This window comes from Stappia sp. (assembly GCF_048268045.1).
Classification (GTDB): domain Bacteria; phylum Pseudomonadota; class Alphaproteobacteria; order Rhizobiales; family Stappiaceae; genus Stappia.
The window spans coordinates 225,231-242,001 of record NZ_JBLWWG010000005.1; the positions used below are offsets into that span (position 1 = coordinate 225,231).

Sequence of the window (16,771 nt, forward strand, 5' to 3'; positions counted from 1 at the left end):
AGCTAGGCGGACATGCGCCGGCCGATCTCGGGACCTCGCGAAAGGCGAGCCGATGCGAAGATCGTGACCGAGACGATATCGTCATGGGTCACCAGATCCGGTGATTGCATGATCGGCATGGAGAGGCTCGACAGAACGCCATCATGGGCGTCGAGCGCGTCGCAGAAGAAGAGCGGCAGATCAGGCAGTATGCGAGACGTCGCCGTCCGGACTTCGATGATGGTCGGCTGGTTGTGGCGCGTGTCGCGGGCGATCCGCCCATAGGCTGCCATCACCTCGGCCTCCGGTCCTTCGATCATCTGGAAGAACGAGGGGCCCGCCAGGATCAGGGCGCCGGTGACATTGTCCCGCTTGTTGTTGTGGCGCGAGCGGCTGGTGATCCGCTCGATTTCCTCTTCGAGCGAAAGCGCCATGTTGGCGAAGTTCGGTGTGCTGCGGTAGCAAAGCCGCGTGATCGACATCGTGAGCCCCAAGGGTATGTTCCTGTGATCTGGAGCTTACGGTGGACCTGTTCGAGTTCCGTAATCCGGTCCGTAAATTCTGAAATCAATTCATTAACTTGGCGGCAAGCAGTTGCGCGGATCGTAAAATACCGGATGTCATTGTGGACCCAGCGTCAAGCGCGTCCCGCACGCCGCAAAGCCGCGCGGGAAACGGTAAATGCGGCACTCAGACAAGCATCGCCTGATGGGTGAAACGCGCAGGTGCCAGCCGTTCTCCGATGGGCGCGAAGGCCTCGCGCATGGCGGCAAGCCCGGGCGCGGGCTCCTGCGCCAGCTGATCGATTCGCGCGCCGACGGCATCGGTTGCCTCGCGATAGTCGGCGAAATAGAGCCAGCAACGCGGGAAGCTTCGTGCCTCGACAGGGCCTTCGCACAGTGTCGTCAGCGCGCTCAGACGCGGATCGCGCGCGGTGCAGTCCCTGGTGTCCGAAAGGCCGGTCGGCTCGCCCTCGATCCACTGCACGATGCAATCAGGATAGAGCAGCAGTGCGCCGGTCACGCAATTGAGCCGGTTGAGCTTGCGCGCGCGCGCCAGAACGGTCTCGATTTCGGCGTCGACCGGCGCGCGCACTGCGCTCCAGTTGATCTTCGCGGTAAGGCAGACTGCGGTGAGGGGCATGACAGGCTTCTTTCACGAATGTCTCTGCTGTCATGAGCCTGACACCGGAACCTAGCGGAACCGTTAAGAGATCCCTCCGAAATCGTTAAAATGCGCCGCATCCGATCACGTTTCCTCTCCGTTTTGCAATGCAGCCGCCTGTCTGTGAATGTCGGAGGGACGCGATGTCGCGGGATTGGCGATTGACGCAAGTTGCATTCGCCTTACGTTCCGCACCCAACAGCGAACGCTAGGGGTGACGAATGTTCTGGAAATCGAAGGGGGGTGGGATGCCGACACGCGAGGATGTGCTCAAGGAGCTTTCCAAGGTCAAGGGACCGGATCTTGAGGGCGATATCGTCTCTCTCGGTCTCGTTTCCGACGTGTTCATTTCCGACGGCCGCGTCATCTTCTCGATCACCGTGCCGGCCGAGCGGGCACAGGAGCTCGAGCCCTTGCGTCAGGCTGCGGAAAAGGTCGTCTCGAAGCTGCCCGGCGTCGAGAAGGCGCTCGTTGCGCTGACGTCGGAGCGCAAAGGGGGAGGGCAGGGAGCCGCGCCGGCGCCCGTGCGCCCGGCGCCGAAGGCCGGCGATGCCGCCAGCGTGCCGCCGCCGATGCGTGCTGGCGGCGCTCAGCCCGGTGGCGCGGCGGCGAAGCCTGGCGTGCCTGGCGTCAAGGCGATCATTGCCGTCGCCTCCGGCAAGGGCGGCGTCGGCAAGTCCACGACGACCTGCAATCTGGCGCTGGCGCTTCAGGCCAACGGGTTGAAGGTCGGTGTGCTCGACGCCGACATCTACGGCCCCTCGATCCCGCGCCTCTTCCATGTCACCGGACGACCGGAGCCGGTTTCGGGGCGCATTCTCAAGCCGCTCGAGGGCTATGGCGTCAAGGTCATGTCCATGGGCTTCCTCGTCGATGAGGAGACGCCGATGATCTGGCGCGGGCCGATGGTGATCTCCGCGATCACCCAGATGCTGCGCGAGGTCGAATGGGGCGAGCTCGACGTTCTCGTCGTCGACATGCCGCCGGGCACGGGCGATGCTCAGCTCACCATGGCGCAGAACGTGCCGCTCGCCGGTGTTGTCATCGTGTCCACGCCGCAGGATCTGGCGCTGATCGACGCCCGCAAGGGGCTCAACATGTTCCGCAAGGTCGACGTGCCGCTTCTCGGCATCATCGAGAACATGAGCTACTTCCTCTGTCCCGACTGCGGCGGGCGACATGACATCTTTGGCCATGGCGGCGCCCGTGCCGAGGCCGAGCGTCTCGGCGTGCCGTTCCTTGGCGAGGTGCCGCTCGACATGGCCATTCGCGAAACCTCGGATGCAGGCACGCCGGTGACCGTCTCAGACGCAGACGGCGCGCATGCCAGGATCTACCGGGATATTGCCGAGAAGGTCTGGGCCGAGGTCGCGCGCAACCGCGACGGCGGCCATCGCGCTGCACCCAAGATCGTCCTCGAGAGCTGAGCGGGAGACAGCCCGCTTGCCCCGGCGCGAGATCGCGCCGGGGCGAATCTTTGCTTTGCCGACCAGGCGAAGAAAGATGAGTAATACAATCATGTTTCAGGGATCTACATGCGCTGAAGGCTGTTTTTCATGCCGGTGGCGTCGATATGTCACGAGAGCTTGAGGACATTGGGGATAGGCGATTGTGCATTGCACAGGCGTCGATCCGTCCCTGCCTATGTGATTTGTGTCTTTCTGTGTTTTAATTTTCTTATTTGTCTGAAAAATATGAGAAAAAGTCAAATTTAAGCTTGCGCGACGCAGCACTTAAAGCGTTTGCATCGTCGTATTCGTCATGTCTATTCTGCCGATGAGGGAGACTGCCTTGGGCTGGTGTTTGCCGGTCGAAGGCTCAACTACAGAGCATGTGCAGCAAAAGCGCGCATGCGAGGTACGAGATGACCGCTGAAAATGGCGCAAGGGCACTCATGACAATTACGGAAGAAGACCGGGACCGCGCGGCGGTTTATGATCTTCTCGCGTCCGCGCTCGCTGGCCCGGTCGGGCAGGACTGGCTTGATGTGGTTTGCGGCCTTTCGGGTGGCGACGGCGCACTCGGACAGGCGGTCGGCGACCTGGCGACCGCGGCGCACAAGGCCGACCCGGAACGGGTTGCACGCGACTACCACGATCTTTTCATCGGCGTTGGCCGGGGCGAGCTCGTTCCCTACGGCTCCTTCTATCTGACCGGTTTCCTGAACGAGAAGCCGCTGGCGCTTCTGCGTCAGGACATGCGGCGCCTGGGCATCGAGCGCGATCCCTCGGTCAGCGAGCCGGAGGACCATATCGCGGCCGAGTGCCAGATGATGGCCGGGCTCATCATCGGGGACTTCGGCAGCGGCGAGCCGGAGGCGGCGGGCCGCTTCTTCCGCGCCCATCTTTCGACCTGGGCGCCGTATTTCTTCAAGGATCTCGCAGCCTCGACCTCTGGCGATCTCTATCCGGCCATTGGCCGGCTGGGCCTCGCCTTCCTGGAGATCGAGGCGCAGCTTGACGTCATGTTCGAGGCGTCGTGACGCAACACGTGGCCCGCCCGGGCGCGGCTGACTGAGGAGAGTGGACATGAAACGCAAGGATACGGCCGTCGAGGCCGACCGTCGCAGCTTCCTGAAGCTTGCCGGCCTGGGCGTCGTGGCGGCGCCAGCGGCTCTTGTCGCCAGTGAAAAGGCGGAGGCGGCCGCGCCGACGTCGAAGACTGCCGCGGGCTACCGCGAGACCGAGCACGTCAAGCGCGTCTACGAGACGTCGAGCTTCTGAGCGGCGATGGGGTTCGGTCCGCAAGGCCGAGCCGCCGGATCCGATAACATTTCGCGAGGCGCCCGCGCCGTTCCGCATCGAGGGAACGGGAGGCGGGCAGGGAAGTGCAAAGCGCTCCCGCCGCGCGGTTCGAGGGAGAAACGAGATGCTGAGAAAGAAGACGAGCTCCGTCGCCCGTCGCACGCGGCTTGCCTCCGCGATCGAGGCCATCGGCGCGAGTGCCATGGACCGGCGCACCTTTCTGCGTCGCTCGGGCCTGGCGGCCGGCGGGCTAGCCGCTGCCGGCGCCTTCACCGGCGGCATGGTCCGCAAGGCGGAAGCCGCGGGGCCGACGAGCGCCTCGACCGAGATCAAGAAGACGATCTGCACGCATTGTTCGGTCGGCTGCACGGTTCTGGCCGAAGTGCAGGACGGTGTCTGGACGGGACAGGAGCCGGGCTTCGACAGCCCCTTCAATCTCGGCTCGCACTGCGCCAAGGGTGCTTCGGTGCGCGAGCACGCCCATGGCGAGCGGCGCCTGAAATATCCGACCAAGCTGGTTGATGGAAAATGGGTGCGCGTTTCCTGGGAAGAGGCGATCAACGAGATCGGCGACCAGATGCTGAAGATCCGCGAAGAAAGCGGACCTGACAGCGTTTATTGGCTCGGCTCGGCCAAGCACTCCAACGAGCAGGCCTATCTGGTGCGCAAGTTCGCTGCCTTCTGGGGCACGAACAACGTCGATCACCAGGCGCGTATCTGTCACTCGACCACGGTCGCGGGTGTTGCCAACACCTGGGGCTATGGCGCGATGACGAATTCCTACAACGACATTCACAATTCCAAGGCGATCCTGATCATCGGTGGCAATCCCGCCGAAGCGCACCCGGTCTCCCTCCTGCATGTGCTCAAGGCCAAGGAAGAGAACAACGCACCGCTGATCGTTTGCGATCCGCGTTTCACCCGCACGGCTGCCCATGCGAGCGAATATGTCCGCTTCCGCCCGGGCTCCGACGTCGCGCTGGTGTGGGGCATTCTCTGGCACATCCTCGAGAACGGCTGGGAAGACCGCGAGTTCATCCGCCAGCGCGTGTGGGGCATGGACGAGATCCGCGTCGAGGTGGCCAAGTGGACACCGGAAGAGGTCGAGCGCGTCACCGGCGTTCCGGGGTCTCAGCTTCGCCGGGTCGCGCGCACGCTCGCGAACAACCGGCCGGGTACGCTGATCTGGTGCATGGGCGGCACCCAGCACACCAATGGCAACAACAACACCCGCGCCTACTGCATCCTGCAGCTTGCCCTCGGAAACATGGGCAAGGCCGGCGGTGGCACCAACATCTTCCGCGGCCATGACAACGTCCAGGGCGCCACGGACCTTGGTGTGCTCGCCGACACGCTGCCCGGTTACTACGGCCTTGCCGAAGGCTCCTGGAAGCACTGGGCCCGCGTGTGGCAGGTGCCTTACGAGGACCTCGCCGCGCGGTTCGCCACGATGAAGGCGGCTGACGGCAGCGACAAACCGATGATGTTCGAGACCGGTATCCCGGTGTCGCGGTGGATCGACGGCGTGCTCGAGGAAAAGGCGAACCTTCAGCAGCCGGACAACACCCGCGCCATGGTGTTCTGGGGCCATGCGCCGAACTCGCAGACCCGTCTCCCGGACATGAAGCGGGCGATGGAGAAGCTTGATCTTCTCGTGATCGTCGATCCGTTCCCGACGATGTCGGCGGTCATGCACGACCGCAAGGACGGCGTCTACCTGCTGCCGGCGACGACGCAGTTCGAGACCTACGGCTCGGTGACCGCCTCGAACCGCTCGCTGCAGTGGCGCGAGAAGGTGGTTGAGCCGCTCTTTGAGTCCAAGCCCGACCACGTCATCGCCTACCTTCTGGCCAAGAAGTTCGGCTTCGAGGAGCCGATGTTCAAGAACATCGAGGTCAATGGCGACGAGCCGCTGATCGAGGATGTGACCCGCGAGTTCAACCGTGGCATGTGGACCATCGGCTACACCGGCCAGTCGCCGGAGCGGATGAAGAAGCACATGGCCAACCAGCACACCTTTGACCGCACGACGCTGCGCGCCAATGGCGGCCCGGCCGACGGTGATTTCTACGGCCTGCCGTGGCCGAGCTGGGGAACGGCGGAGATGAACCACCCCGGCTCCGCCGTGCTCTATGACACCTCGCTGCCGGTCGCCGAGGGCGGCATGGGCTTTCGTGCCCGCTTCGGCGTGGAGAAGGACGGCGACAACCTGCTCGCCGAAGGCTCCTGGCCGGTCGGATCGGAGATCGAGGACGGCTATCCCGAGTTCACCATGGCCATGCTGATCAAGCTGGGCTGGGACAAGGATCTGACGCCGTACGAGCGCCGGATGATCGAGTGGGTCGCCGGCATGGTCAATGACATGCCCTCCTCGGAAGAGGTCGGCGAGACCTCGCACAGCGGGGACATCCCGTCTGACTACAACGACAAGGTCGGCGGTGTGAACTGGAAGACCGACCTGTCCGGCGGCATCCAGCGTGTCGCGATCAAGCACGGCTGCGCGCCCTACGGCAACGCCAAGGCCCGCGCCGTCGTGTGGACCTTCCCGGACCCGGTGCCCCTGCACCGCGAGCCGCTCTACACGAGCCGTCGCGACCTGCTCGACAAATACGCGACCTATGAGGACAAGACGTTCTGGCGCGTGCCGACCCGCTACAAGTCGATCCAGGTGAACGACTACTCCAAGGACTTCCCGATCATCCTGACCTCGGGGCGTCTGGTCGAGTATGAAGGCGGTGGCGACGAGACCCGCTCGAACCCGTGGCTTGCCGAGCTTCAGCAGGACATGTTCATCGAGGTCAATCCGCGCGACGCCAACAACATCGGCATCCGCGACGGCGAGATGGTCTGGGTTCACGGTCCCGAAGGCGGCAAAGTCCGCGTCATGGCGATGGTGACGGAGCGCGTCGGCACCGGCGTTGCCTTTATGCCGTTCCACTTCGGCGGCTTCTTCCAGGGCGAGGATCAGCGCCACAAGTATCCCAAGGGTGCCGACCCGTATGTCCTGGGCGAGGCGACCAACACCGCCCAGACCTACGGCTACGACAGCGTCACCCAGATGCAAGAGACAAAGGCCACGCTTTGCCGCATCGAGCGCGTGGGCTGAGGAGGATAGATCATGGCACGGATGAAATTCCTCTGTGACGCCGAGCGCTGCATCGAGTGCAACGCCTGCGTCACGGCCTGCAAGAACGAGAACGAGGTGCCCTGGGGCATCAACCGCCGCCGCGTCGTCACCATCAGCGACGGCAAGCCCGGCGAACGCTCGATCTCGGTTGCCTGCATGCATTGCTCGGACGCGCCCTGCATGGCGGTGTGCCCGGTCGACTGCTTCTATCAGACCGACGAGGGCGTGGTCCTGCATTCCAAGGACCTGTGCATCGGCTGCGGCTACTGCTTCTACGCCTGTCCCTTTGGCGCGCCGCAGTATCCGCAGGCCGGCAACTTCGGCTCGCGCGGCAAGATGGACAAGTGCACCTTCTGCGCCGGTGGTCCGGAGGTCGACAATTCGTCCGCCGAATACGCCAAATACGGCCGCAACCGTCTCGCCGAGGGCAAGCTGCCGCTCTGCGCGGAGATGTGCTCGACCAAGGCGCTGTTGGCCGGCGATGGCGATGTGGTCTCCAGGATCTACCGCGAGCGCGTTGTCGCCCGCGGCTTCGGCGCCGGTGCATGGGGCTGGGGCACGGCCTACGAGAAGAAGGCCGGCACTCTTTGATGCGCTGCCGGCCGCTTTCCCTGCAAGGGGCGCTGGCCTGACCGCAGGAAGCAACGGACACACGGGAGCGGGGTGGGGATATGAGCCCCATCCCGCTTCCGCGCTTCGCGGGGAGCCGTCAAGGGTCCTGAAAATCCGGATCTTCCGGGAGCCATCTGCCCGGGCATGGAGATGAAGACGTGAAATCTCGACGGGGTGCAATCTGTGCGTTGGCCGTTTCGGCCGTGGTTCTGGCGCTGGTGCCGGGGTGTCGCGAGGAAGAGCGCGACCGTCCGCTCGTGCTCGAGAAGGGTGTCTATCAGGGCGAGCCCGATCAGCCTCTGAGCGAGGCGCAGTTGCACGAGTTGCGCCAGCGCGGGCTTCGGCAGAGCTTCTGAAGAGCGGCCGGCCACGCGGACGGGCGGCGGTCGTGTGACAATCGGGTCTGAACGAACAGGCCATCATCCCGACGGACGCGGGCGAAACCGGCGCGACAGGGAAACGAGGAGCGTGAAACGATGCGGTCAGCGCCAGACGGACGGATTTCGCGGTTCATGCGCGCATTGGTGACGGCGACCCTTTTGCTGGTCGCCTGCGGGGCGTTTGCCACGCTTGCCCCCTCCGCATGGGCCCAGCAGGGCACGGTGCGCCCGCCGCAGGATGCGTCTCCCGTCGAAGGGCATGTGCCCGGCGATGTGCTTGGCACCACCTCGGACGCCGAGATGTGGCGTGAGATCCGCCGCGGGGCTGCTGGCAACGTCTCCATCCCCGACAAGAAGTCCGCACGTCTCGTGCAGTCGGAAGGCGAGCTCTGGCGCGCGCTCAAGAATGGCCCCATCGCGCTTTATGGCGCCTGGGCGATGCTCGGCATCGTGGTGCTTCTGTGCCTGTTCTTCGCCCTGCGCGGGCGCATTCGTATCGAGCATGGGCGCAGCGACGAGACCATCACCCGCTTCATCGCGGTCGAGCGCTTCGGTCACTGGCTGACCGCCTCGTCCTTCGTGATCCTCGGCCTTACCGGCCTCAATGTCATGTATGGGCGCTATGTGCTGCTGCCGGTGGTTGGAGCGGATGCGTTTTCCGCCGTCACATGGTGGGGCAAGCATTTGCACAACTATCTGGCCTTTGCCTTCATGGCCGGCCTGGTCCTCATTTTCGTGATGTGGGTGCGCCACAACCTGCCCGACCGAACCGACATCAAATGGGTGTTGCAGGCAGGCGGCCTTTTTTCCAAGCGCCTGCATCCTCCGGCGAAGAAGTTCAACGCCGGCCAGAAAGTGATCTTCTGGCTGACGATCCTCGGTGGCGTCTCGATTTCCGTCTCGGGCTGGTCACTGCTCTTTCCCTTCACCACGCATCTGTTCTCCGACACCTTCGCGCTCGTGAACTCTCTCGTCGGCACCGACTTGCCGACGCCGCTGACCACCCTTCAGGAGCAGCAGCTTGCTTCGCTCTGGCATTCGGTCATGGGCGTCTTCCTTGTCTGTGTGATCATCGCCCACATCTACATCGGCTCCATCGGCATGGAGGGCGCCTTTGACGCGATGGGCTCCGGGGAGGTCGACCTCAACTGGGCGCGCGAGCACCACTCGCTGTGGGTCGAGGAGGTTCAGGCGCGCGAGGACGGTGGCGAGGCGAGGCCGACAACGCATCCGGCCGAGTGATCCTCCAGGCCATGTGACTTTCGCAGCGGCGCGCTGGGGAGCGGGTCGCCGGCGAGTGGATAAGGAAATGCGGAAATGAAGGCGTTCGTGAGCGCTTTGGTCGTTGCTGGTGTGATCGGAACCGGGGCTTGGGCGGTGCTGAGCTTCGGGCTCGACTATTCGTCCGCCCGCGTCTACGCCCCGAAGAACCCGGAGGCGGTGCGCCTGTCACCGGGCGACGGCCTACGCAAGGAAGACTGAGCCGCGGAATCCGCAGCGGTTTGCACTGACCCGGCAAGAGGTTGGGCCGACCGTCTGAATCGATTTCGCAAGGTCTTTTGCCGGATGGGGATCCGGTTTCGTCTGATGGGGTGAAGACGATGAATCCATATGTCCGACACGGAGCGCATCTCGTTGGCGCTCCTTGCTTTTTGCATGCCGGTGCCCGTTCCGGCGCACGAGCGTGAGATGACGTTGGCCGATGCTCCTCAACTGCCGCCGCTCTTGACCGGCCATCCCGTCGAGGCGGGGTCTTCAGTCTTCGAGCGGGCGCGCCAGGGCGCGCGTGACGGGCTGTTTCGCGCCGGCGATTTCCTCTGGTCCCGCGACCGCGAGCGGGTCGCCTTCACCCTGGTTCTGGAGCCGGAGATCGATCCGGAGCACTGCGCGCAGATGCTGTTTCTGGCCATGGTCGCGGCGGTTGATGCCATTGGCGCGCGGCTGCCGCCCGAGATCGCACTCACGCACCGCTGGCCGAACATCCTGCTTGCCAACGGCGCAGTCATTGGCGAGGGCCGCGTTGCGTGGAGCGAGACCGGTGACGCCAACGGAACGCCGGACTGGATGATCGTCGGCCTCTTCGTGCGCCTGGCGCCGATCGGGGGGGAGCTTGAGCCGGGCCAGACGCCGGAGCTGACCAGCCTCTTCGATGAAGGGGCGGGGGGGCTCGACAGCACGCAGGCGCTTGAATCCATCTCACGGCATCTGCTCACCTGGCTGAACCGCTGGGAGCACGACGGTTTCTCACATGTGGTGGAGGCGTGGCTCTACCGTGCAGACGGATACCTTGGGACCATGGCGGTGGACACCGGAGCGGGAAGAAGCTCGGGCCGGTTTCTCGGGCTGGACGAATGCGGCAATCTGCTGTTGAAGCAGGAAGGTCTGGAGGGCGGAACACGGGCGGTCATGCTCGACACCGCGCTCGCGCACGCAGAAACCGAAAAGGGACCCCGCACATGAAGCGCTTGCTCAAGGCCATCCGCCTCGATCAGTCGGACACCCGCGTCTTTCCGACGGCGGCCGAGCCCGGCGACTGGCTCATCCCCGGCACCTTCGCATTCCGCGCCTACACGCAGGAAGGGCTCTCCGGAAAGGTCGAACAGGCATTCCTTTCCGGCTTCCTGTCGCTCGGCAACTTCGGTTGGTCAACCTTCGCCACGGCGGACACGATCTCGCAGGAGGATCTGGCGGGACTGATCGACCGGCTGGCGGCTCATTTCGTCGAGGAGGAAGGCGCGCCGTCCGTCGAGGCCGCGCGTTCGGTTGCCGAGGCGGAGATCGCCGACGCCTGCGATCTTGCCGAGGGCGTCGAGGGAAGCGCGCTGTTGACCATTGAGCGGACCCTGGATGAGGAAGGCCAGTTGCACGAGCGCTTCCAGCTGTTTTCTCCCGACGACGAGGAGGGGGAGGAGCCCCACGCACGCGTGTGGGACGTGGAAGAGGACGATTGATGCCGGCGTTCTGGAGATCGTCGGGCCTGCATCTCGTGACGCGCGACGCCAATGGCTGGCTGTCGGTGAGCGGCGATTTTCTGCGCGCCTATTTCACACGCCCCGAGGTCCATCCGGTCGAGGAGTCCTGCCCGGCTGAGCATGCGCTCTTCGAGAAGCTGATGGAGGATCCCTTCGTTCGGGTGACGGAGGCGGACATCGCCGCCATTGTCGATCCGGATGCGGCGGACAATTATCGCGTCGTGCTGCGGTTTCGCGATCATCTGGCGGAAAGCGGAACAATCGAGCGCGCCTATGCGGCTCTGTTCGAGAAGGGTGGCGGCATCGCCCTCCCACCGATGTTCATCGACCAGATGGTCCATCTCGTCTTGCACAATGTCCTGCGCAAGATTGCCGACCCGCTGCGCGCGCGGGCGGGCGAGCTGTTCTTTCGCGAACAGTCGGTGACCACCGCCGACGGGCAGCTGATGCTGGCCGACGCCGAGATTGTCGAGACCTATTCGCGCACCGGCGGCCTCGGCGGGCTCGGCGCGCTGCTGGCGGAAGCCGGCACCCCGGCGCGCTCCGTTGCACTTGATGTGCTGGGTGAGGACAACCGGGAGATCTACTGGGACAGGTCCGACCGTTTCGATACGGCCATCGACTTCCGCTTCACCGAGCCCGCGCTCGATGCCTTCGCCCGGGTGCTGGAAAGCTGGATCGGTCATTTCCACGGGATTTCGGTGCGCATCCAGCCGCAGCGCTCGATCCGCGACGAGCGCTGGTCATGGCACGTTGGCCTCGACGCGGATTCGACGCGGATCCTGAACGCCCTTTACGAAGGCGCTCCGCTGGGCGAAGGTGATCTGTCACGCATCGTCGGCCTTTTCCGTCTCGATTTCGAGGATCGTGCCGATACGGTCGACACGATGCGCGGCAAACCTGTATGGCTGGGTCTGGCCATGGGCACGGACGGCATCCTGCGCATGAAACCGCAGAACCTGCTGACAAATCTGCCGCTGCGCCATCGCAACTGACGCGCTGCGGCGAAAGAAAGACATCCCGACCATGACGTCCCCACCGACACCGGCGACACTCGCCGCAGAGAACGGCCGTGCCATCGCCTTCATGCTGGTGGCCATGGTGGGCTTCATTCTCAACGACAGCCTGATCAAGATCGTCTCCGAGCGCCTGCCGCTTGGCGAGATCATGCTGTTCCGCAGCTTGTTCGCGATTCTCTTTCTTTTGATCCTGTGCATCGCCAATGGTGCGATCCGCCAGCTTCACCTGCTGTTTCATCCGCTGGTGGGGCTGCGCGTCGTTGCCGAGGTCACCGGGACGCTGCTCTATCTGACAGCGCTCTTCCAGCTCCCCATCGCCAATGCCACCGCCATTCTGCAGGTCCTGCCGTTGATGATCACGGCCGGGGGCGCGCTGTTTCTCGGCGCGCCCGTCGGCTGGCGGCGCTGGAGCGCGATCGGCGTTGGTTTCGCCGGCGTGCTTCTCATCATGCGCCCCGGCATGTCCGGGTTCGACCAGTGGTCGCTTGTCGCCCTGGCCGGTGTCGCCTGCATGGCCGTGCGCGACCTGACCACCAGCCGGCTGCCGCGCCATGTACCAACCTATGGCGTGTCGCTGGCCACGCTCGTCGGCGTTGCCTTCGCCGGCCTCAGTCTCCGGACGGTGGAAACCTGGCTGGTGCCGGAGCCCATGGACATCGTCTTTCTCGCCGGGTCCGCGGGTTTCATCCTGGTCGGCTTCGTCTTCGTGATCAATGCGATGCGGCTCGGCGACATATCCTTCGTCGCTCCCTTCCGCTATTCGATCATCGTCTGGGCAATCGTGATCGGTTATCTCGTCTGGGGAGATGTGCCGGACGCGCTGACGATTACGGGCATCGCCGTGCTCGTCGCCACGGGGCTCTACAGCCTCATGCGCGAGCGCAAGATCATGCGCAAGCCCGGGCCCGCGGCTCGCGCCGACCTGCCGGTGCGCCCGTCCGCGCTCGCCGGTCCGAAGCAGCCGGAGCGTGGGCCTTAGAACCGGTAGGTCACGCCGAACACCGGTCCGCTCATGGTCGCGTCATAGACGTGACCGCCCGAGCGGTAGTCGACGGACAGCGCCTTGTAGCCGGCCGAGACGGTCCACGCCTCGCCGAGATCGTAGTTGAGCGTGCCGAGCACCTGCCAGGTGTTGCGCGACCCCAGGCCGAAACCGCCGACGTCGGCGTGAAGCATCGCCGACAGGTCTTGCGTGAGGCGCAGGAAGGCCCGCGCCGAAACCAGCGGATCGACCCAGCCGAAGCTGCTTTTCGCCTTCAGCGTCGTTGTCGTGTAATACAGCGAAACCTCCGTATCGACATGCCAGAAGCGCGCGCCGCCAAGCAGGTCGAGTGAGAAGCGCGATGTTTCGATCACCCGGTAGCCGGCCTGGGCGGTCGCGGTGAACTGGCTCGTGTCGACGCTTGCGCTGAGGCCCGGCGTCGGTCCGATCTGCGGCAGGGCGCCGATGACCTGGCTTTCGCCTAGGTTGACGTAGAGCATGTCGCCGGAGAAGACGAACCGGTCCTGCCGGCCCCAGATCTGCACGAACCCCGCGAAATTCAGATCACTGAGGATGTCTTTGAAATCCTTGCGCACATGCGCCGCCGGCAGGCGCCGGAAGGGCGAAATCTTTCCGTCAAGGGCGGCCGCCCATCCGTAGGGCGTGATCTGAAGCACCCGATCGGGGCGGGTGAGGGCAGATGTGTCGGCCGCCTGTGCGCCCGCCGGAACGGCGTGCAGCATCAGGCCGGCGGCAGCAATGGCAGAGGCGCGAAGGGTGTTGCGAACCAGAGCCCGCGCGGCGGGTGCGGTCATCGGCATCATCCGTTTTTCCATGTTGATTGGAGGCGTGCTGCGCGGCCATGCCTCATGAGGTGAGCGTGTCCTTGTGGACACGTCCATCCTTCATGATCAGCTTCAGGTTCCGCTCCGGGTCGGCGATGAGGTTGATGTCCTCCAGCGGATTGCCGTCGATCACCAGAAGATCGGCCATCGCGCCTGCCTCGATCACGCCGAGTGCGGCCGGATAGGGATTGCGCAACCCGCAAAGGCCGAGCAGGTCCGCGTTCCGGCTGGTGCCGAGCCGCAGCACGTCGGCGGGCGAGAACCAGCGCACGATCTTGGCGAGCTGCTTGCCCTGGGTGCCTGTCTTGCCCGGGCTGAACAGGATGTCGGTGCCCCAGGCCATGTTGACGTCGTACTTCTGTCCGAGTTCGAACGCCCGCACGGTTCCTTCGGCGATCAGGCGTTGCTGGGCGCGCTGAGCCTCGGACGCGTGCGGATTGGAATCCTCATCCGCCAGGAACGGCTGCAGGCTCCACCATGCGCCCGCATCGGCCATCAGCTTCACCGTGTCCTCGTCGGCGAGCTGGCCGTGCTCGATGCAGCGCACGCCGCCATCCAGCGCGCGCTGGATGCCCTTCGGAGTGTAGACATGGGAGCAGACATAGGTGCCCCAGTCGGCGGCTGCATCCACGGCGGCGCGGATCTCGGCGACAGTGAACTGGGTTGAATCGATTGGATCGAATTGCGAACTGACGCCGCCGCCGACCATGATCTTGATCTGCGTCGCGCCGAGCAGGAGCTGCTCGCGGACCCGTCGCAGGACCTCCGGAACACCATCCGCGATGGCCGAGATGCCGGCCATTTCCGCCGTGCTCATGCTGCGCATGGCATCGCGCGGAACCTCGTTGCGCATGCGGAAGTCGCCATGGCCGGAGGTCTGCGAGATCATCGCCCCGGAGGGAAAGATGCGTGGCCCCGGCGTCACGCCCTCGTCGATGGCGCGCTTGAGCGAGAACGACGGCCCGCCCACATCGCGGATCGTCGTGAAGCCGCGCATCAGCGTACGCTCCGCCTCTTGCGCGGCGAGCAGGTGGATGTAGGGCACGTCGGCGGTCATCGCCACCATCTCCGGCACCGCGGCCAGGATCGAATGCCAGTGCGCGTCGATCATGCCGGGCATGATCACACGGCCGCCACAGTCGATCTCCAGAGCATCGGCGACACGTTCCGCCCGAGGCACCAGCGCGGTGATCGTCCGGCCCTCGACCAGCACGTTACGGCCCTCGATCAGTTGCGCCGAGCGGCCGTCGAAGATGCGCGTATTGGTGAGGAGCCTGGGGCGGGTGTCGTCCGCCGCGAGAGCGCCCCCGGCGCCAAGCGTGCCGGCTGCCAGGCCGGCGACGATGCCCTTCAGAACCGAGCGGCGCGACAGCCCTTCCGTAATCCGCGCGTTGATCCGCGCGAAGGCGGGTGTGTGACACAGGCATCCGAAGCCATGGGCCAGGTGCTGGTATTTCTCGCCGAGACTGGGCTGCATGGAGGGCCTTTCGGATGCTTGTTTTGACAGACGCGCGGCACGACCGATTCCAAGACTATGTCGGGAAGGTCGTCGTGGACAATGCGCGGTTGCGGGGGAGGGCGAACTATCCCGCCAGACAGTCTGCTTGCGGAGCCCAATCCTCCATCTTCCCCGTCAGGTCGAGATCGTGCGGGGCACACGCAGGTTGGGCTTGCCAAGCATCGCGGCGGGCCATAGGAAGTTTTGTATGACAAACAGCCTCCCGACGGTCGCACCGTCCCGGCGACCGACGCTTGCCCTCCTGGTCGCCGTTTCCGCCGTAAACCCGCTGGCTCTCAACATTTATCTGCCGTCGATGCCCGCGCTTCCGGGCACGTTCGGCACCAGCGCCGCCATGGTCCAGCTCATCTTGTCGCTGTATCTGGCCGCGGTCGCCATCGCGCAGATCGGCATCGGCCCCCTGTCGGATCGGCACGGGCGCCGGCCGGTTCTGGTCTGGGGGCTCGCCATCTTCGTGGTCGGCAGCATCGTCTGCGCCATAGCGCAGACAATCGAGTTCATGTTGGCAGGGCGCATCCTGCAGGCGGTCGGGGGCTGCTCCGGCATCGTCCTCGGGCGCGCCATCGTGCGCGATCTCTACGATCGCTCGCAGGCAGCCAGCATGATCGGCTATGTGACGATGGGCCTGGCGGTCGCGCCGATGGTCGGGCCCGCGCTTGGCGGCGTGCTCGACGAGACCTTCGGCTGGCGGATGAATTCCTGGCTGATGGTGGTGCTCGGCCTTGGCGCCTTCTTCTGGGCCTGGTTCGAGCTGCATGAGACCAACCATTCCCGCCAGCCCGCCGGCGGTGGGTTGCGCGGTCTGGCGCAAAGCTACGGCACGCTGATGCGCTCGCCGTTGTTCCTTGCCTATGCGCTCACCGCCGCCTTCACCTCGGCCGTGTTCTTCACGTTTCTCGGCGGAGCGCCCTTCATTGCGGCGCGGCTCCTGTCCATGACGCCGTCCACCTACGGCTTCTATTTCATGATGGTGGCAGCAGGATATGTCGTTGGAAACGGCATTTCGGGCCGCTATTCGTCGCGCATCGGCATCGGCCGCATGATCACCGGGGGCAACACGGTCCTCGTCGTCGCGGTCGCGGTGATCGCGCTCGCCTTCGGCGCCGGTTACATCCACCCGCTGTCGCTGTTCGCGCCGATGTTTCTCGTCGGGATCGGCAATGGCATGGCGCTGCCCAACGCGATTGCCGGGGCGGTCAGCATCCGTCCGGATCTCGCCGGAGCGGCGTCGGGCTTTTCCGGCAGTCTCCAGATCGGCGCCGGCGCGATTGCCTCGGCGCTGTGCGGCTGGCTGATCTCGGGGGTTCTGTGGCCCGGTACGATCTGGCCGATGGTGCTGGTCATGGCGGTTGCCTGCGCCATCACCGTCGTGACCGGCATCATCGCCCGGATTCTCGAGGCGCGGCAGTAGCCGCGCCTCTTTTTCTC

At 64.9% G+C, this 16,771-nt stretch carries 17 protein-coding genes; 13 read left to right on the forward strand and 4 right to left on the reverse strand.

Translation table 11 applies throughout. The annotated features are described in order from the left end of the window. Window positions 1–2: 2 nt before the first annotated feature. Complete coding sequence (locus ACN0WF_RS10380) at window positions 3–473, reverse strand: BLUF domain-containing protein (protein WP_417772745.1); 471 nt, start codon at window positions 471–473, stop codon at window positions 3–5. A gap of 196 nt (window positions 474–669) precedes the next feature. Next, window positions 670–1,122, reverse strand: a complete 453-nt coding sequence (locus ACN0WF_RS10385) for a BLUF domain-containing protein (protein WP_417772746.1) — start codon at window positions 1,120–1,122, stop codon at window positions 670–672. A 269-nt stretch (window positions 1,123–1,391) separates the two neighbouring features. On the opposite strand from ACN0WF_RS10385, the gene ACN0WF_RS10390 reads away from it, so the two are divergent. The 12 genes from ACN0WF_RS10390 to ACN0WF_RS10445 all read left to right on the forward strand — a co-directional run bounded on the left by ACN0WF_RS10390 (window position 1,392) and on the right by ACN0WF_RS10445 (window position 12,976). After that, window positions 1,392–2,570: an Mrp/NBP35 family ATP-binding protein gene (locus ACN0WF_RS10390; RefSeq protein ID WP_417772747.1), complete on the forward strand. Its 1,179-nt coding sequence runs from the start codon at window positions 1,392–1,394 to the stop codon at window positions 2,568–2,570. A gap of 467 nt (window positions 2,571–3,037) precedes the next feature. Next, window positions 3,038–3,625, forward strand: coding sequence for a TorD/DmsD family molecular chaperone (locus ACN0WF_RS10395; protein WP_417772748.1), 588 nt, complete (start codon window positions 3,038–3,040; stop codon window positions 3,623–3,625). 46 nt (window positions 3,626–3,671) lie between these two features. Then, a complete protein-coding gene (locus ACN0WF_RS10400) occupies window positions 3,672–3,866 on the forward strand; it encodes a twin-arginine translocation signal domain-containing protein (protein ID WP_417772749.1) in 195 nt (64 codons plus the stop codon). 145 nt (window positions 3,867–4,011) lie between these two features. After that, the gene (locus ACN0WF_RS10405; RefSeq protein WP_417772750.1) at window positions 4,012–6,993 is read left to right on the forward strand and encodes a formate dehydrogenase subunit alpha; all 2,982 of its coding nucleotides are present in this window, start codon (window positions 4,012–4,014) and stop codon (window positions 6,991–6,993) included. Window positions 6,994–7,005: 12 nt separating this feature from the next. Beyond that, a complete protein-coding gene (fdh3B, locus tag ACN0WF_RS10410; RefSeq protein WP_417772751.1) occupies window positions 7,006–7,605 on the forward strand; it encodes a formate dehydrogenase FDH3 subunit beta in 600 nt (199 codons plus the stop codon). 179 nt (window positions 7,606–7,784) lie between these two features. Further along, the gene (locus tag ACN0WF_RS10415) at window positions 7,785–7,982 is read left to right on the forward strand and encodes a hypothetical protein (RefSeq protein ID WP_417772752.1); all 198 of its coding nucleotides are present in this window, start codon (window positions 7,785–7,787) and stop codon (window positions 7,980–7,982) included. 120 nt (window positions 7,983–8,102) lie between these two features. Next, window positions 8,103–9,248 carry a formate dehydrogenase subunit gamma gene (locus tag ACN0WF_RS10420; protein WP_417772753.1) on the forward strand — a complete coding sequence of 382 codons (1,146 nt, stop codon included), beginning with the start codon at window positions 8,103–8,105 and terminating at the stop codon, window positions 9,246–9,248. Between the two features lie 87 nt (window positions 9,249–9,335). Next, entirely contained in the window at window positions 9,336–9,488 is a 153-nt protein-coding gene (locus ACN0WF_RS10425; protein WP_417772754.1) for a hypothetical protein, read from the forward strand. Window positions 9,489–9,695: 207 nt separating this feature from the next. After that, window positions 9,696–10,466 (forward strand): biotin/lipoate--protein ligase family protein, encoded by a 771-nt coding sequence (locus tag ACN0WF_RS10430; RefSeq protein WP_417772755.1) that lies wholly within the window; start codon window positions 9,696–9,698, stop codon window positions 10,464–10,466. Next, a complete protein-coding gene (locus tag ACN0WF_RS10435) occupies window positions 10,463–10,957 on the forward strand; it encodes a DUF6505 family protein (RefSeq protein WP_417772756.1) in 495 nt (164 codons plus the stop codon). The genes ACN0WF_RS10430 and ACN0WF_RS10435 overlap by 4 nt, the downstream gene beginning before the upstream one ends. Continuing rightward, the gene (locus ACN0WF_RS10440; protein WP_417772757.1) at window positions 10,957–11,973 is read left to right on the forward strand and encodes a DUF6352 family protein; all 1,017 of its coding nucleotides are present in this window, start codon (window positions 10,957–10,959) and stop codon (window positions 11,971–11,973) included. The genes ACN0WF_RS10435 and ACN0WF_RS10440 overlap by 1 nt, the downstream gene beginning before the upstream one ends. A gap of 31 nt (window positions 11,974–12,004) precedes the next feature. Then, window positions 12,005–12,976 (forward strand): DMT family transporter, encoded by a 972-nt coding sequence (locus ACN0WF_RS10445; protein ID WP_417772758.1) that lies wholly within the window; start codon window positions 12,005–12,007, stop codon window positions 12,974–12,976. On the opposite strand, the gene ACN0WF_RS10450 is transcribed toward ACN0WF_RS10445, so the two are convergent. Both ACN0WF_RS10450 and ACN0WF_RS10455 read right to left on the reverse strand, forming a co-directional pair. Continuing rightward, window positions 12,973–13,794: a hypothetical protein gene (locus tag ACN0WF_RS10450; protein WP_417772759.1), complete on the reverse strand. Its 822-nt coding sequence runs from the start codon at window positions 13,792–13,794 to the stop codon at window positions 12,973–12,975. The two genes, ACN0WF_RS10445 and ACN0WF_RS10450, sit on opposite strands and share 4 nt — an antisense overlap. Window positions 13,795–13,846: 52 nt before the next feature. Continuing rightward, complete coding sequence (locus ACN0WF_RS10455) at window positions 13,847–15,301, reverse strand: amidohydrolase family protein (protein ID WP_417772760.1); 1,455 nt, start codon at window positions 15,299–15,301, stop codon at window positions 13,847–13,849. 229 nt (window positions 15,302–15,530) lie between these two features. Between ACN0WF_RS10455 and ACN0WF_RS10460 the strand changes: the two genes are divergently transcribed. Further along, complete coding sequence (locus tag ACN0WF_RS10460) at window positions 15,531–16,754, forward strand: multidrug effflux MFS transporter (RefSeq protein WP_417772761.1); 1,224 nt, start codon at window positions 15,531–15,533, stop codon at window positions 16,752–16,754. The last annotated feature ends 17 nt before the right edge of the window (window positions 16,755–16,771 follow it).

Excerpts from the sequence above, each read along its gene's own strand:
- ACN0WF_RS10455 (WP_417772760.1), bottom strand. The coding sequence starts at position 15,301 with ATGCAGCCCAGTCTCGGCGAGAAATACCAGCACCTGGCCCATGGCTTC.
- ACN0WF_RS10460 (WP_417772761.1), top strand. The coding sequence starts at position 15,531 with ATGACAAACAGCCTCCCGACGGTCGCACCGTCCCGGCGACCGACGCTT.
- ACN0WF_RS10390 (WP_417772747.1), top strand. The coding sequence starts at position 1,392 with ATGCCGACACGCGAGGATGTGCTCAAGGAGCTTTCCAAGGTCAAGGGA.
- ACN0WF_RS10430 (WP_417772755.1), top strand. The coding sequence starts at position 9,696 with ATGACGTTGGCCGATGCTCCTCAACTGCCGCCGCTCTTGACCGGCCAT.
- ACN0WF_RS10400 (WP_417772749.1), top strand. The coding sequence starts at position 3,672 with ATGAAACGCAAGGATACGGCCGTCGAGGCCGACCGTCGCAGCTTCCTG.
- ACN0WF_RS10420 (WP_417772753.1), top strand. The coding sequence starts at position 8,103 with ATGCGGTCAGCGCCAGACGGACGGATTTCGCGGTTCATGCGCGCATTG.
- ACN0WF_RS10445 (WP_417772758.1), top strand. The coding sequence starts at position 12,005 with ATGACGTCCCCACCGACACCGGCGACACTCGCCGCAGAGAACGGCCGT.
- ACN0WF_RS10435 (WP_417772756.1), top strand. The coding sequence starts at position 10,463 with ATGAAGCGCTTGCTCAAGGCCATCCGCCTCGATCAGTCGGACACCCGC.
- ACN0WF_RS10440 (WP_417772757.1), top strand. The coding sequence starts at position 10,957 with ATGCCGGCGTTCTGGAGATCGTCGGGCCTGCATCTCGTGACGCGCGAC.
- fdh3B (WP_417772751.1), top strand. The coding sequence starts at position 7,006 with ATGGCACGGATGAAATTCCTCTGTGACGCCGAGCGCTGCATCGAGTGC.
- ACN0WF_RS10395 (WP_417772748.1), top strand. The coding sequence starts at position 3,038 with ATGACAATTACGGAAGAAGACCGGGACCGCGCGGCGGTTTATGATCTT.
- ACN0WF_RS10450 (WP_417772759.1), bottom strand. The coding sequence starts at position 13,794 with ATGACCGCACCCGCCGCGCGGGCTCTGGTTCGCAACACCCTTCGCGCC.
- ACN0WF_RS10405 (WP_417772750.1), top strand. The coding sequence starts at position 4,012 with ATGCTGAGAAAGAAGACGAGCTCCGTCGCCCGTCGCACGCGGCTTGCC.
- ACN0WF_RS10385 (WP_417772746.1), bottom strand. The coding sequence starts at position 1,122 with ATGCCCCTCACCGCAGTCTGCCTTACCGCGAAGATCAACTGGAGCGCA.